Genomic DNA, 15216 nt, shown 5'->3' with positions numbered 1-15216 from the left:
GTGCTGCCATCGTCTGGTATCACAGTCTCCTCGGCTCGTATCACACCCACGGCCGACCATTCCCTTCCCTTTGACGCGTGCATGGTAGTCAGCACGAGCGCATCCGGCGTAGGCTCATTGTTCGCGCGCCGCAGGAATTCCAAGCGATCAGAGAATGGCCCGTTGAGTCGAGACAAGATGTCGTAGGTCGTGTTGATTGCTCGCTTACCCTGGTCCTTCATTGCCCACTGGAGCATACATTCCCGTACCCCATCGAGGACGAGAGAGAAGAACTGGCGCTCGCACAGCGAGCGCCACTCAGAGAGCTTCTTTATCAGGTCGCGATACTTGTCCGCAGCATCTTCCGAAATGCCGATTGCCACGAGATCTTTCTTCTTCGGTTGATCATCGAACTGGGGCATCGGCCCAGACTTCTCGTGCACTAGCTGAAGATCATGGGATCTGAGACCTGCGTAGCCGAGTAGTGAATCGAGGCCAGTTGCCTTCGTCTTCTGGATCAATTCGAGCAGGCTTCCCATCAACGCCGCTTCAGGCCGATCGAGTATCGAGCGCCCGGCAGCTCGGTAATACTTGACGCCGTGCGAGCGGCATACCGCCTCCACCGGATCGAGAATTCTGTTGGTTCGCGCGAGTACCGCCGCAGTCTTCCCCTGCCGCAATACCGGTGTCAGAGCTTCTATCGCAGCAACGGCTTCCGCGTACTCGTCATCGAATCGCTGAAATCCCACCGTGCCTCCAGGGCCTCGGTGCGCCACCAGCGTCTTCGGGATTCTGTCACGATTATTCTGGATGACTTTGTCGGCCGTGGCCAGAATCTCAGAATGGGAGCGGTAGTTCTGCCCAAGAACAACTGGCTGAGCGTCAAACTGCGTGATGAACGCCTCCATGCCTTTAGAGCCGCATGCGTTCCTGAAGCCATATATGCTCTGATCGTCGTCGCCAACGATCGTGACGATCGCGCCCCCTTGAGCGTGTTGAGCAGTCCATAAGGTTTGCAGACTATCGCAATCCTGATATTCATCGACAAGCAGATACGTGAGACGGTAGGGGGCGATGGTGCCACGCTGCATCCCATCAACAGCGAGACGCAGGAGGTCCTGGAAATCGACACGCCCGTTGCGCTCCAAGGCGTTTTGATACGCTTCGAAGAGCTGTGCCTCGATGGTTCCTGCCGGGGGACTGGAAAGATCGGCTTTGAGACGCTCAATGACGGAAACGGCATCTTCTACCTTCCACTCTAGTCCGTTGTCCTGGAGTACCTGAGAGAGGATGGCGAGCCGATCCCCGTCGGTTGTGATATCGGGGCGCTTCCCGGACTTTTGCCCAAGCTGCTTGTAGGCGAGGGAGTGGAAGGTTCCCGCCACCAGCCGCCTCTTAGCGCCAGGACCCGCCAAGGCCAAAATGCGGTTGCGCAATTCCACCGCAGCATCCTTGCTGAATGTCACCGCGCCGACCGTGGCATGGGGTTCGGCCAGCAGCATCGCGGCCTTGGTGGCGATGGTCTTGGTTTTTCCAGCACCAGGGCACGCCACGGCGACGCAGTGTCGGCGCATCTCCACGACTTCCCGTTGGGATGGATTGAGTTGGTCGAGCAAGGAAGTCATAGAGCAAGCAGCCGTCAGATTCCGCGAATCGTCGTCATCAATTTCAAGTGCGTGGTGTAGCTACGCAACGCCAGCGGCTGGAACTTGCGCAGGAAGCTGTTCACCTGGTCATTGACGTCGGACTGATCACGGATTCCGTTCCACACCATAAAATCAAACTCATCCATCGTCTTGTCGAAGTTGACCAGAACCTGCAGCGCGCGCAGCGAGAAGCGTGAGTACGCTTGGATCTCCATCTCCAACGACGGCCGGGTAACCGTGGGCCGGAAGATGATGTCGTTCTTCGCCTTCATTTCCGCCTCGCGCATCTCGCAGTAAGCCTTCGCCACGCGCAATTGCTCGTCGACGTAGTCCTCAAGCTTGGCAAGCTCACGTTCGAGGAAGTCGTTGACGGTAGTCAGTTCGCTTCGGCTGAACGTATCCGCACCGAAGCGCTGCAGGTTCAGGCTCATCCGGTTTAGGTAGGGCCACGACTGGAGGAACAGCGGGCGGAGCCGTGTGTGGTTCAGCTTCAGGTCGACTGCCACCACTGCGGCACCGGCGAGCTCGCGGTTCAGGATCTGCAGACCCAGGTCGCGGCGGCGCTTGACGATGGCCGCGCGTTGCTCGGGCGGCAGCTCGCGGAACAGCTTGCGAGTCTTCTCCACTTCGGCCTTTTTCTTCTCAGCGTCGGCGGCAGAGATCACACCGTCCTTGCGTAGGGAGTCCGCCGCATCGACCATCTCTTGAAGCTCATGCTCGACCGAACCCGGCTCAAGCTGGCCCGCTTCGGTGAACTCCGAAGTTCCGGCTGTGGAGGTATGGTCGCCGGAGAGGGCGACCTCGGCCGGCAGGGTCATTGCATCGTCGATCATGTCGATATGTTCTGCGGTGGTCATGTAGGTTCTCCGTTGGTGCGGTATAGGGTCCGCGAATTGAATGCAAAAAAGGGCGAAGCAAGCTAGCGATTGACGTGGAATGAGGCTGCAAGACGCCAACCAAGCACCCCGACCAGAAGTGCCGCAGCCGACCAGTAGTAAGCGAGCAGCGGCACGGGAACCAGAAGCGCTGACGCGCCGATGCCGAACGTAACCAGCAAGCCGTGCGCGGCGAGGTGAAAGGAGAGCGGACTCGCGAATCCGGCGGCAGAAGCTTTGATGCGCCTGGCAACGGCGCCGTCGTTGAGCATCGCGATCAGGAAGACGATGGTGCCGAATGCCCAGGTGTGTGCGACGGCTGCCCGATACAGCGCACGATAGATGGTCATCCAGAAGTTGCGCACCCATCGCCTCCCGAGGTCTGACGCACCAGCGTCCGAAAGGGCGGAGCTGGACGCTGAACCTGACAGCGAAGAGCGCAACAACCCAGAGTCGAGGAACCACGCACGAAACCGCTCATTCGCGGCACCTGTGGCGCCAGAGGCGCGCACTTCACCCAGGACGGCCTCGACAGAGGTCTGCTCGTCGGCGCCAATCTCGAAGCGCTCGCTCTCCGGCAGCATGGGTGCGAGCACGCAAAGCATCAGGGGTGCGGCGAGCAACCAAACGCGGATATGCCCGGCAAATCGGCTTCCTGCCATCACAGCACCCACTGGCGGAGAAGGAGAATGGGCAGTACGGCCAGCGAGCCAACGGCACCCCAGAAATGCCTGGGCTTCACGAGCGACAGGCGTATGAGCGAAAAGCAGAATGCTGCGCGGCCGTAACGGAACTCTTCGGGAATGGCGCCACGCTTCTCGGCCGCCATGTCCTGACGAATCCACGCTTGCATGCCTGCAGCGTCGTCCCACGCCACGCCGGACAAGCGGCTCGCGAGCTTGACCGGGAACATCCGGACGCTCTCCACGGCGTAGCGGAGGGACACACCCATCTCACTGAGCATAGAACTTTGCGACATCGTATTCCTCGAAGTAGCGGCGGAAGGTGTGACCAGTCAGCACGCGGGCGGCGAGCTGAAAGGCGGCGCTGCGCTGCGTCACGACGCCCGGGCAGGGTTCGTCGACAACCCGGCATACATAGCCAGGTTCCTGCCTTGCCTCGAACACGGGGATCGGCTCGTTGTATGGATACCAGACGTTGTACTTCTCACCTTTGAAGGCGGCATATCGCTTCTCGTAGAGCTCGTGCGAGCGCGAAAACAGGCCTTGCATGAAGGCGATGTTCGCGTCGCCGGCCTTACGCGCGGCCCGGTACGACTGGATGGCATCGACCAGCATTTCCTTGACCAACGGCTCTTCCCGGATGCAGAAGTTGAGGCCGATGTAGTCGACAACACGGCTGCACGCGTCGATCAGTTCGGGGGACACCGTGAACGCCGGCGAGAGCTTCGGCGACAGCTTGTATTGCTTGACCACTGCGCGGAACAGACTTGATTGCATGTCGGCGTACTATCCTTCGATGATGGGAATCCGGCCTTGGTAGACGGATCCACCAGAGATGCGCAGAAAATATTGCAGGTTGGGCAGCATAGTGATCAGCTGAGTCGGGATAAGCGGCGCCTTTTCCAGTTGCGTCGAACGCGAAACCGACCCGTTGAACTCGCCGATATGTGCCTCGGATCCAGTGCTCGTGCTGCTGGTGGTGGTGATGTTCTGAATCGCCGTTTCCCCAACCTTGTCCGAGAACCACTGGGCCGTGTCCGTGTCTTCCAATCGTAAGATGATCTGGTTGTTGAGATTCCCCAAAACCTGCATCATTTTTGCTGCGTTTCCCAGTTTCGCCTCCAAATCGGAGCGGCTTTGGAAGGCGACCAGGGCATTGAAGCCTGCGCCGCGGCCCTTGTTGAGGATCTGGATCACCTGCTCATTGATCGCTTCTGCCACCTCATCGATGACCAGGACAACCTTAGGCGGCTTGGCGTAGAAGTTGTAGATGGCCCCGGCCACCGACGCGACGTCGGACAGGATCATCGAGGCGATGGCCTTCGCGACGATGCTGCTGGAGAGCGAGTCCAGGCCGACGAACAGAACTGCCTTTTGCTTGATTACCTTGTCGATGTCCCAAATCTCACGGTCATCGGTGAAATCGTCCGCCTTGGGGGCGAGCATGAGCCCCGTCTCCCCTGTGGCAAGCATCTGCAGGAGCGGAAGGACCGAGGCGATGATCCGCATGTAGTGGTCGCGGTCATGGACAAAGGTGCCGACCAGGCCGTCGATGGACTCGTGCCCGCGGCCGACGTTGAAGTACCGCTCGGTGTACAAGCGAACCATTGCCTCGATCAGCGTCCCGCCGGGCCGCTGCCCGACCTGCTGCATGTAGGATCCCGCCTCGTCCTCCCAGGCGGTGAATCCCATTTCCGCGAAGAAGCGACGCAGAGCGCGGTCCAGCAGATTGTTGATGCCGCTTTGCGCGTAATTCAGGATGGAACGCAGGTTCGGCTTGTCACCGACGTAAAGCTCGCCCTTGACGGCACGGTCGATGAAGAGGAATGCGAAGTCGCGGAAAGGTCCTTCTTCCAGCAGTTGGGCAATTCGGCTGGCGATTTCCGACGGCTGCGACCAGTTTTCTAGCGGGTTGAGGCGGATCGACTCGGATGGCGCTGCCTGCTTCCAGTACAGGAACTTTCGGCCGGCGCGGGCGCATTCGCGCTCGACGCGCTCTTTCCATTCGCGGTCATTTTTAGGGTCCACAATAATCAAAATGTCGTTCGGATCGTGAACGACCTGGGTGCAAATGACCTCATAGGTGCGGGTCTTGCCGCTGCCGGTCGTTCCTGCCACAGCCGTGTGGCCCGGCATCGCCTTGTAGTGGAGAGGGACGTGCACCTTCTTCGGCTCCATCCCGTGGATCCAGGACTTGCCCTGCGGAGACCGGTCCCGTAATGCATTCGCCGGGGCAAATTGCCTCTCGATGACGGCGGCCACCTCTTTGGGAAGCCACTTCGGCAAGCCGGGAATGTCGTTGGTGGGCATCCGCAGGATGTCGTGAGCGATCTGGCAATGACGCTGTGTCCATTCGAACCCGGTGCCAAGGTACATGGCGTCTTCATCGCGCCGCATCTGTGCCGTGGTGTGCAGAAGGTTCTCGATGCGGATCTTGGTCAGCCACTTCGTGGAGATGGCCATGCGGAACTTCAGGGCCTTCCAGACTTGCGCCGCGCGCAGGGAAAATGCAGCCAGGCAGAGCAGGGCGAAGTATCCCCAGTGCGGCATCCCGGACAATGGCAGCAGGACCAATGCACCGAGCCACCCGGTCGCGGCTCGCATCTCGAAGATCGGCCGAAAGGGGTTCACATAATGGCGCATGCTCAAGGCTCCTGAACCGGCGGGCGCGATGCGAGAACGCCACTGATCTTCTCGGTCAGCACGAGATCGGTGCCCTGGACTCGCGCCAGAAAGGACAGCTTCTTTAGGCTCTCGATCAGCGTGTCGCTAGACAGCCCATAGTTGCCCAGCGCCCGCTTTGGCAAGACAAGCCGGTTGCCCGCCCACGTCACCGGAACCTTCCCCGCTGTAACGTCCTGCGCCAACGCGAGGAAGAACTCGCGCATCAGGTTAGATGCATTCCCGAGGACGTCTGCGAGTCCTTCGGGCGCGGTGGATTCATCCGAGCCGCGACGGAGGCTGCGCCCACTATCCAGCTGCATTGGCTGAGCACTACGCGGTACTTCTTGCGGGCTGGGGCGATCTTGCGGAGGGGTCGCGTCACGGGCTTCAGATGCCGGAGTCCCCTTGGCGCCAGCGGCTGCAAAGAGGCTGATGACAGAGGCTGCGGCGCTCTCGGTCGGAGGGACCACGGCATGGGGCGGGGTATCAGCCGGAACAGCCTTCACCGACTCCTGGGGCAGGGATCCCGCAGCGAGCAGGTCCGCCGACGGTGCCGGCGTCCCCACCGGGGCAAAGTCCGCGCGACGCGCCTTCAGCTCAAAGCTGGTGGTGGCGTCGACGGCAAGTCGGACCACCTTGTGCAGCAGCGATTCGAGCGTGACCGGTCGAGGTTCGGGGTTGATGGCGGCGAACAGCTCCGACAGCACTTCGCTGTCCAGGCTGGCCAGGATGTCCTGGCCGAGAATCTCGCGGGCGAGAAGGGCAGTTCGCATGCGTTCGACGGGTAGCGTCGCCGCACGGCGTGTCACACGGTAGCTGCCATCGCCCAGCCATGGACCAAAGGCGCCGTGCAGTGCCGGCAGCCATTCGGCGCCGTCAACCGCGCGGTGAAATTGGAAATGCCTGCAAGGCTCGTCCAGTCTGGAGCAGCAAGCTGCGAGGAAGAGGGCGTGCAGGTATTGCGGCTCAAGGCGACGACGTTGCTCGGAGGGCTTATCCGCACCGAACTTCTGGCCACCCGACAGGCGCATGGCGAAGTAGGCCACCTCGACCGTGGCACGGAACGCGCCACCCGGCTCCGCGTGCTCTTCAGGACGTAGCGGCATCGAGGAGAACCAGACGGCGCACCGTTCCAGTATCGCGGTCCACTTCTTCGCGAATACCGCCGGCTCGGCCTCGTTGGCGTACTGGCGGATCAGGTCGGTGCGCGCCTGGTGCGCCGTCAGAAGCTCGCCGGTGGTCATTGGGGTATGCATGTTCACTTCACCATCTTCCCGCCGAGCTTCCAGGCACCGCGGCCCGCGGCACGCAGCGCACCGCCGCCCGAGACGCCACCGCCTGTGCCGAACAGCTTGCCAGCGATAGCGGGGATTTCCAGAGAAATCAGTATCAGCATGATGGAGATAGCCAATGCGTACACGCCGGCCGCCATCGTGTCGGTGCCTGCAGCATTGACAGTGCCGAGCGTGGAGTCCAACGTGGTTGTCACGAGACGGGAAATGATCGCTGCGACAACGATGTACAGCGAACCGCTGAACATGTAGTCGAGCCATGCCGTGAAGTAGCGACGCGTAAAAGATGAGAAGGCTAGCGCTACTGCGATCGGGCCGACCACCACGCCTACCGCGACTTGCAACTCTCCAAGCATCGTGAAGAAGTAAAAGATAATCGCTGCAAACGCACAGGCCAGAAAGGCAAGGAACAGAAGGATCGCAGCAACCATGGACTTCAGAATGTTCTCTAGGCTGAATCCGCTCGTGGCGATCCTGACATACGAATCCCACAGCTTCCCGGCCGTTGTGATGATGCTCGCGCCTGGGGTGACCTCTGCGCCATTGATCCGCGTGGCTAAGGCGTTGAACCACTCGAAAATCCCCGGCCCGAACTGGTCGTAGCCGACATAGATCGCGGCAAAGATCCCAATGAGGGTCAATTCCTCCAACAGATCCGTCCAGGCAGCGGTGGCGTCCCCAGTCCCCGCGAAGCGGAAGCCGGCCAGGACAAGTGTGATGACGCCCAAGGCGAAGGCCAGCTTGTCTGCTTCGGATCGGACCGTATCGCTAAGCCTGAGTGCGCCCGCCGAAAGCCCGCTTCGCAGACCCTGAATCTTCCCTGCAGCCTTTCCGAGCCCTTCCGCAACCGTTCCCGGCGGGGAGATATAGACCGACTTGCCGTTACCGGGTTGCGTGCCGCTCCCCGACCCGCTATCGGTCGACCCACCGCCGGATGGCGTTCCTATCCCGGGAAGATCCACGGTTTCGCTTTGCGCGAATACGGCACCAGCACACAGGCTGAGAAGGACAGCCGCGAAGGCGGCGAGCAGCAGACGCGCGAAGCGTGACGGCATGACAGGGGCTCGAAAGGTACGCATCAGTTCTTGAACACCGTCTGGCGCAGTTTGTTGAGTTGGGCTTCCTGATCGCGTTGGATCTGCTGCGTCACGTTCGTGGCCTCGGTGTCGGCGGCTAGTGCCCTCTGGTCCTTCGTGGCATCCGACTGCGCCTTGGCACTCATGAGCTGCAGCACGTCGCTGTTCTGGCTGGCCAGCACGTCGAGCATGTGATTCGTCGCTTCTGCGGTCGCTTGGGCGGTAGGGGAGAGTGTCATGTCTTCCTGGATCTTTGCCCGTCGCTTCGCCAGAGACTGATTGTTACCCGCGATTTTTCTAGCTATGGAGAAGAGCTGCTTAGCTGCCTTGTCGCCATTGCCGATTAGCGTACGTTGGTCCTGGAACCATTGTTCAGGCGTCTTTCCAGACACAACCACAAGACTTTGGACACGCGCAAGAAAGTCGGCGCTTTCCGAAATGCCACCATAGAGGGACTGCAGTGTTTGGCCGTACTCCTCAAGCTTGGAGATGTCGGCCTTGATGACATTGGCCTGTTCCGCCAGGGCGGCAGGGTCGAGACCTGTGGCCTGCGTCAGTTGATTCAACATCATCTTGTACTGGTAGGCGATGTTGGTGTTTTCGTACACCTCGGTCTTCAGGGCCTGAGCAGCTGTCAGTGTGTTCTTCAGGAAGTTGGCCGCGTCGAAGACTGGCCAGCCGCTTGCGAATGCCGGCATAGAAGCGGACCCCATAGCGAGCGCCAGGATGCCAGCGGCAGTCATGCGTTTGATCATGGTGAGAATCTCCTTTACTTGCCAGTGCGGGCGAGGATCTCGCGCACATAGCGTTGTTGCCAGCCTGGTTCGCCTGATGCCATGTGCCTGTCTAGAACGGCTTGGGCATATCCGTCCGAGCGCAGCATGGCGATCATCTCGTCGGAAAAATTGGTTTGCAGCATGCGGGTCTGCGATCGCGTCACCAACAGGTAGTCGCGGTTCGGGACGGCATCATTGATCATCTTCACTTGATCGCGGGTCAGGCCGAAGGTGTCGCAATAGAGATCGGTATCCGTAAGGGCCTGGTTGTTCGGCAGGTAGATCAGCGAGCCGATGTTGTCCTTGAGGATCTCGAAGTCGGCAACACGGACGATCTGCCGCAGCGATTGGGTCGCCATGCGGATCGCGCCGTTAAGCTTGCGGATCGTCGTGACCCAGTTCTCCAGGCGGCTATAGACGTTCTTGTTCTTAAAGAAGAAGCCGGCTTCCTCCACCTCGATGACGACGTGCGCGATGCCATCCATCGTCTGCTTGATGCGGTAGAAGGCATAGTCCACGAACAGCACGGCGGCCGCAGGAAACTTCTCCATCAGGGATCCCATCTCGATGGCGAGGTCGTCGCTCACGTCGAAGGCGTCTTCCACGTTGTCGAAGAAGTGCCCATACTGGCCGCCGGTGGTCCACATCTGCAGGCGCTCGCGCAGGTCTGAATGCAGCAAGGTGCAAAGGTGAGTCAGCGTCCATTTCTCGCGCGGATAGCGAGACAGGATCTGCACAGCCTCGAAAATATCGGTGCGCTGCTGGGGGAGAGCCGAAACTCGTCGTCTTCCATCGCCAGACCGAGCCATTCGACCAGGTACGAGAAATTGGCGGGATCTGCCACCAGCACAAGCGGATTGACCTTCGTCGCGGCCTGGGTCTCGCCAGTGATATCAATGAACTTGCCCCCACCCAGCAACGTGGTGATGCGGGTGGAGCGGTCCTTGTCAAAGCGGATGCGACGCGCCTTTTGCCTGCCAGCCTGCGACATCAGGAAGTTCAGCATCACCGATTTGCCGGCGCCGATGGGGCCGAGCATGAGCAGGTGGCCGTTGCCGCCTGGTTGATGCAGGTCCAGGTTCTGCGCGGTGCGGTAGCGCGTGGGCAGGCAAGTTAGCGGCGGGATCTCGATGCCGGCCTTGTCGGTGAGCCAACCGTTCAAGCTCGGACCATTGTGGACGGCTCGGACCGGCGCGATGTCGGAGAGGGCGGGCGTCTCAACGAACTGCAGCCGGCGCTGCTTGTCCCAGCGACCGGGCAGGGTGCTGTTCCAGGCAGGCATCAGATTTGCCTTCTCCCGGATCGACCCGAATCCCGCGTTCGTCAGCGCGCCCACCACTTCGCTGACGGAGTCTTCAAGCTCATTCTCCGTGTCGCCGTAGACGATGATGGAGATGTTGGCGAATCCATGTTGCTGGCCTTCCGCGGTCAGACGCTTCAGTGCCGCCCCGGCCTCCTTGGCGAGCTGCTCACGTCCCTCGTCGTTCTCCGGCTCTTCCTTCGATGCATACTGCTTGATGATCGACCAGACGTTGAAGGCAGCCATCTTGTAGAAACGACGGACGGCCTCGATGTGCTTCGTCGCCTTGGCGGTGTCGAGGAACCGGAACATCAGGCAGATATCGAGTTCGGCATCGATCTGGGTCAGCACATCAAGGGCCGCCTCCTGAAAGCCGAGCCACTCCTTGACAGCGACGATGGCGCCATAGCGCTTGCCATGCGCGGACTCGAAGATCAGCCGCTCCGCACCGGCCGTGACTTCCGACTCGGTCAGGTGCGTGTCGAGCAACGTCATCGGATAGCGGATGCGACGCTGAGGCACAGTCGGGTTGGCGGTTTGATGGAGTTCGGCCAGCGCGTCCTGCAGAACCAGACGTTTCAGCCCCAGTCGGACGGCCCCGCCCTTGAAGGCATCCAGCATCGATTCGAAGCGCTTCGCGTCCGCGCTCATCCTCTCGACGTCGAAGGCGAATGCGTTGCGAGCCAGCAGAATGTCCTTCGTCGTCTCTACCGCCGCTGGCACAAACGCCCGACCTCCAACGGTCATGTGGTAGCTCATCTTGTCGAACACTTTATCCATCCCGTTTTCCGGCGTGTAGGCCAGATGCAGGCTATGGGTGTTCGTGAAGTACTTCCCGGTCGTCATGTGCTGCCGGTTCAGCTCGTCAATGCGCGCATCGGACGGAGACGCGAACTCGCCGCCCACGTATCGCTTAGTGCGACGGTGGCGCAACCGCCACCACGCAGTCACCCGGCTGTCGAAAGAGCGACAGGCCTGGTCAAGCTGATCTCTTGCCGAACTGATATCGCTGGCGTTTGGCGCATCCGCGTCAATACCCGTGAACTCGTAGCTTGCCAGCAGTGAGCCGTCCTTGTTCAGGACAAGCTCGGGCGTAAAAGGGGTGAGCCAGGGAGCGATTTCCTGGAGGGGCGGCGCTTCAGCATGGGAGGTCGCTATCAAAGCCGTAGGGACGGCGGAACCGGGCGTGCATGCGACCATGCCACGGCATCGAATCGTAGACGTCACCGTAGTGATTGAAGACGTTCAGGACCTGGTTCCACCACGGATCCCGCGTGGTGATCCAGCGCAGCAGGCCGTGAACCATGATGCCGAAGACCAATGCCGCCACGGGCAACTGCCAACCGGCCCTATAGGTGACGTAGATCAGCAATGCCGTGATCGTGCCATTGGCAATGGCAATGCCTCGGACCGCGCCACCGATCATGCGCGGAAGAGAAAGCGAGCGGCTGACGTGGTGGCTGCGCATGTCAGAATCCGGAGCACGCGGCGCCGATGCCGTAGTTTTTGAGGATGGGGACAGCCGCCGCCGCGATGCCGATACCAACCCCTGCGAACGAGACGAACTTCATGATGGTCGACTCGGCGTTGGCGATGCCAATCGCGGCCAGCACAATGATGATCAGGCCGGCCACGAACAGGAACGTGGTGTTGAAGAAGCTTGCAATCCCGCAAATGGTGTTGGTGAGACCGGACAGAAAGCTGGCGTCAGCGGCAGCAGCCGGAGTAGCGACGGCCATGAGCAGCAACAACGCGACACCGGGCGGTGTGGCCAACTGCTTCTGCGCTGCCTTAAGGGAGTTGCGAAAGGACATAGGTCAATAGCTCCTGGTTAAAAGACCCGTTTGAGTACGTAGTTGTTGTCGTCGAACCCCTGAATTTCCAGGACTTCGGAAAGGTGACGCAGCTCGCCGGTGCGCCGCATGTGGACCACATAGTGGAAGCACTCGGCGATGAGCTTGCGCATATCGTTGAGTTCCCAGCGGGAGCCTGGCGGGATGCCGAGCATGGCCATGCCCTCCAGGCGCGAGAGCGCCGAGCGGGCGGTGCTTGCGTGCAGGGACCCCATGCCACCATCGTGGCCGGTGTTCAGTGCCTGAATGAAGTCGAAGGCTTCGCCGCCTCGCACCTCGCCAACGAGAATGCGGTCTGGCCGAAACCGCAAGCTGAGCGCGACCAGCATTTGCGTCGTGACCTGCTTGTCGGTGTTGCTGAGCAGCCGTACCGAGTTAGGCACGCTCAGCTTGAGCTCTTGCGTGTCCTCGATGGTGATCACGCGTTCGGTGTCGGGTATTTCGCCGACCAGGGCGTTAAGCAGGGTGGTCTTGCCAGAGGAGGTACCGCCTGCGACGAGGATGCTCTTGCGCTGGCGAACCAGTCCTGCGAGCGCGTGCATGACCTCGTCGTCCACCGCGCCGGGCGGGAAAATCGGGGCTTCGGCTTCGCGGCTTCTTGCGACGGCCGCTGAGAAGGCGCCCATCCTGACGTAGTCGGCAAGGGTCAGATTGGTGTCGCGATGGCGTCGGATGCTCAGCGCGTGGCCGTCGATCGCGGTCGGTCGCATCACCGCTGCAATGCGCAAGCCTTGATGACCGGCGTTGATGATGCCTTGGTGCGTTCCTCTAACAGCCGACTTCTGCACGGACGAGGCGAGCGATCTGACGGCGCCTTCGACCATGGCAGGATCGAGCTTGATGTCGAGCTTGAGCAGCTGGCCCCTGCGCTCGATCCAGATGCTGTCGTGGCGGTTGATCATGACCTCGGCCACCTCGGAGGACTCCATGTACGGACGAACAGGCGACAGCGACTCGAAGAACATGCCGACGGCACTGTCTTCCAGTTGGCTCAGCTGTAGTGCGGGGTGGTCGAAGGCATGGGTAGACATGCCCGCTATTGTTGATTCGCTACCGGATGACGTGAGCGTCGAAAGCTCTACGATTTTCGCGAGTTTTCTCAGAATATCGGAAACGAGGGCTGTGCCGCGCCCCGCGCCGTGGCTGGCTGCGGATCGGGTCACGACCTTGTGCGCACCCCTTCAGGCCGGCTAACGGACTTGCGAAGCCCAGACTCCCGATTGCGTTTCGGGATGACCGTTAATCATGATTCACAGTATTCCCCAGAAAGCTCACACAAATATGTCGCCTTTCTGGTCTTGCATGATTGCCTCTGATGGTCATATCCGGACCGGCGAACACGACCGATCGTGCGACGGAGGTACGAGAATGAAATTACCCAGAAAGCTGTTGAATATCACATAGCTTTTGACGGCCGGTGGGGTAGCAATTGCTGGTTCAATTAGCGGCATCCAATAGGACGCCTCATGCGACTGCTTTCCCGAAAGACCGATTCCAAAACCGCACTGTCCCCGGCCCCCGGTATGTATGCCGGAGAGAGCGGCGATCAGGTGATCTTCGACCGTACGACGCGACTCTCAGTCGAGCGCAATCACTGGAAGCTTGCCACGTTGGGACTGGTCGTGGTCGCGCTGGCCGCGATCCTCACACGCCAGCCGCCTGAACCGCAGGTGCGCGCGTTCGGTGTCTCGGCGGACGCCGGTGGCAAGCCCGTCGTGCGTGAGCTGGAGGCGTACCAGCCCAGCAACGTAGCGATCCAAGCCGCATTCAAGGACTTGGTGGTGCGCTGGTTCACCATCGAGCCGATTCTGACGGAGAAGATCGAGGACTCGCGGATGTCGAAGAGTCTGCGGTCCGTCAAGGAGCAGATGATCGGTGCGGCGCGAGGCCAGTTCGATGACTGGGTCGTCGACGATGAACCCGTCAAGGCGGTGAGCGCATCGCCTGGTCTGACGCGTGAGCCGAAGGTGACGAATGTCTCGGTACTGCCGGATAGCACGGTGGTGGTCGACTTTGTTACGACCACGGTGGAAGAGGGACGCAAGCCTAAGCCCACTCGTTATGCACTGACCGTGCGCTACCAGATCAAGCCGCCCACGGGCGAGGCCATTCTGGGCCCCAACCCATTTGGCGTACACCCGGTCTTCTTTACCCTTCAGAAGTCCGGCGTCTGAACATCATGGATTCCCTCATGCGTAACCGACTCTCGTCGCTGGCCATCGCCGGCAGCATCGCTCTCGTTCTCTCGTCACCGTTGGGCTTTGCCGCCGACAAGGTGGCGCGCAAAGGCCTCGGTGGCGTACCGCCGCTCGGCGTTGGTGATATCAGCGATGCGATGAACCCGTTCAATCCGCTGAATGGCGGTGCCGATCCGGTCGCGCTGCCGGCGGACTCGCGTCTCGTGGTCTTCACGTACAGCCAGGACCAGATCTTCCGCGTACTGTCGGCGCCGCTCAAGACGACGACGATCGAATTCCCCGCCGGGGAGACGATAGCCTCGGAACCGGCCTGGGGTGAGAACGTTCGGTGGAGCTATGACACCGACGGCATTAACCACATCTATTTGCGCCCGCATGCGCCAGGCCTCGTGAACACGCTCTCGGTGAACACGAACAAGCGTAGCTACGAGTTTACTCTGGTCTCGTCGCCTCTAGGCGGCATGTTCTATCAGAAGGTCCGCTTCAACGTGCCAGAGCCGATGATGGCGAAGGTGAAGGCTCGGGGCGGAGATGCGCCCGGAATAAGCGGCGCAGAGCCGGACCAGGCTACGCAACCTTCGCTTGGTGTCTCCCCGGACAAGCTGAATTTCGACTACTCGGTGGGTGGCAACGCCGAATTCCGTCCCGATCAAGTCTTTGACGATGGTAAGGCGATCTGGATGCGCATTCCCAAGGGCGCTGACTGGCCCGTCGCGCTGGTGAAGGACGGAAGCGACTTCGTCGTCGCGAACTTCATCCGCCGTGGTGAGTTCCTGGTGCTGCAGCGTCTCGCGGAGAACGTGGTGCTGCGCTCGGGCAATGCTGAAGTCACTGTGCAACGCGGTCGCCGCCGGCTGCTCGGCTTGTTCTGAAG

At 60.7% G+C, this 15216-nt stretch carries 14 protein-coding genes and 1 pseudogene; 2 read left to right on the top strand and 13 right to left on the bottom strand.

Going from position 1 to position 15216, the window contains the following annotated elements; all coding sequences use genetic code 11:
* The 13 genes and pseudogenes from OMK73_RS11335 to OMK73_RS11275 all read right to left on the bottom strand — a co-directional run.
* The coding region (locus OMK73_RS11335) for an ATP-dependent helicase (protein WP_267602149.1) at window positions 1-1604 on the bottom strand (1604 nt) is incomplete at its 3' end.
* A gap of 14 nt (window positions 1605-1618) precedes the next feature.
* The gene (locus OMK73_RS11330) at window positions 1619-2482 is read right to left on the bottom strand and encodes an ATPase (RefSeq protein WP_267602148.1); all 864 of its coding nucleotides are present in this window, start codon (window positions 2480-2482) and stop codon (window positions 1619-1621) included.
* Between the two features lie 62 nt (window positions 2483-2544).
* A complete protein-coding gene (locus OMK73_RS11325) occupies window positions 2545-3162 on the bottom strand; it encodes a DUF4400 domain-containing protein (RefSeq protein ID WP_267602147.1) in 618 nt (205 codons plus the stop codon).
* A complete protein-coding gene (locus tag OMK73_RS11320) occupies window positions 3162-3452 on the bottom strand; it encodes a hypothetical protein (protein ID WP_267602146.1) in 291 nt (96 codons plus the stop codon). Before OMK73_RS11320 ends, OMK73_RS11325 begins: the two co-directional genes overlap by 1 nt.
* A 1-nt stretch (window position 3453) precedes the next feature.
* Window positions 3454-3960, bottom strand: coding sequence for a hypothetical protein (locus OMK73_RS11315; protein ID WP_150984873.1), 507 nt, complete (start codon window positions 3958-3960; stop codon window positions 3454-3456).
* Between the two features lie 9 nt (window positions 3961-3969).
* Window positions 3970-5826, bottom strand: coding sequence for a conjugative transfer system coupling protein TraD (gene traD, locus OMK73_RS11310; protein WP_267602145.1), 1857 nt, complete (start codon window positions 5824-5826; stop codon window positions 3970-3972).
* Between the two features lie 2 nt (window positions 5827-5828).
* On the bottom strand, window positions 5829-7103 hold the full coding sequence (locus OMK73_RS11305; protein ID WP_267602144.1) for a TraI domain-containing protein: 1275 nt from the start codon (window positions 7101-7103) through the stop codon (window positions 5829-5831).
* Window positions 7104-7105: 2 nt separating this feature from the next.
* The gene (locus OMK73_RS11300) at window positions 7106-8194 is read right to left on the bottom strand and encodes a type IV secretion system protein (protein ID WP_267602143.1); all 1089 of its coding nucleotides are present in this window, start codon (window positions 8192-8194) and stop codon (window positions 7106-7108) included.
* A 23-nt stretch (window positions 8195-8217) separates the two neighbouring features.
* A complete protein-coding gene (locus OMK73_RS11295; protein ID WP_267602142.1) occupies window positions 8218-8970 on the bottom strand; it encodes a conjugal transfer protein TrbJ in 753 nt (250 codons plus the stop codon).
* 14 nt (window positions 8971-8984) lie between these two features.
* Window positions 8985-11491: pseudogene (locus OMK73_RS11290) on the bottom strand (VirB4 family type IV secretion system protein).
* Window positions 11430-11759 carry a VirB3 family type IV secretion system protein gene (locus OMK73_RS11285; protein WP_267602141.1) on the bottom strand — a complete coding sequence of 110 codons (330 nt, stop codon included), beginning with the start codon at window positions 11757-11759 and terminating at the stop codon, window positions 11430-11432. Before OMK73_RS11285 ends, OMK73_RS11290 begins: the two are co-directional and overlap by 62 nt.
* A gap of 1 nt (window position 11760) precedes the next feature.
* Complete coding sequence (locus OMK73_RS11280; protein ID WP_183032537.1) at window positions 11761-12105, bottom strand: prepilin; 345 nt, start codon at window positions 12103-12105, stop codon at window positions 11761-11763.
* A 17-nt stretch (window positions 12106-12122) separates the two neighbouring features.
* On the bottom strand, window positions 12123-13175 hold the full coding sequence (locus OMK73_RS11275) for a CpaF family protein (protein ID WP_267602140.1): 1053 nt from the start codon (window positions 13173-13175) through the stop codon (window positions 12123-12125).
* A gap of 435 nt (window positions 13176-13610) precedes the next feature.
* Here OMK73_RS11275 and OMK73_RS11270 point away from each other — a divergent pair, with 435 nt between their 5' ends.
* Window positions 13611-14318 (top strand): type IV secretion system protein, encoded by a 708-nt coding sequence (locus OMK73_RS11270; RefSeq protein ID WP_183032539.1) that lies wholly within the window; start codon window positions 13611-13613, stop codon window positions 14316-14318.
* Between the two features lie 17 nt (window positions 14319-14335).
* Window positions 14336-15214 (top strand): TrbG/VirB9 family P-type conjugative transfer protein, encoded by an 879-nt coding sequence (locus OMK73_RS11265; RefSeq protein WP_267602139.1) that lies wholly within the window; start codon window positions 14336-14338, stop codon window positions 15212-15214.
* Window positions 15215-15216 lie beyond the last annotated feature (2 nt).

It is taken from the genome of Cupriavidus sp. D39 (genome assembly GCF_026627925.1).
GTDB classification, from domain to species: Bacteria; Pseudomonadota; Gammaproteobacteria; order Burkholderiales; family Burkholderiaceae; genus Cupriavidus; species Cupriavidus ulmosensis.
Note: the sequence above shows the minus strand (reverse complement) of the source record. Positions and strands in the feature narration are given on the sequence as shown.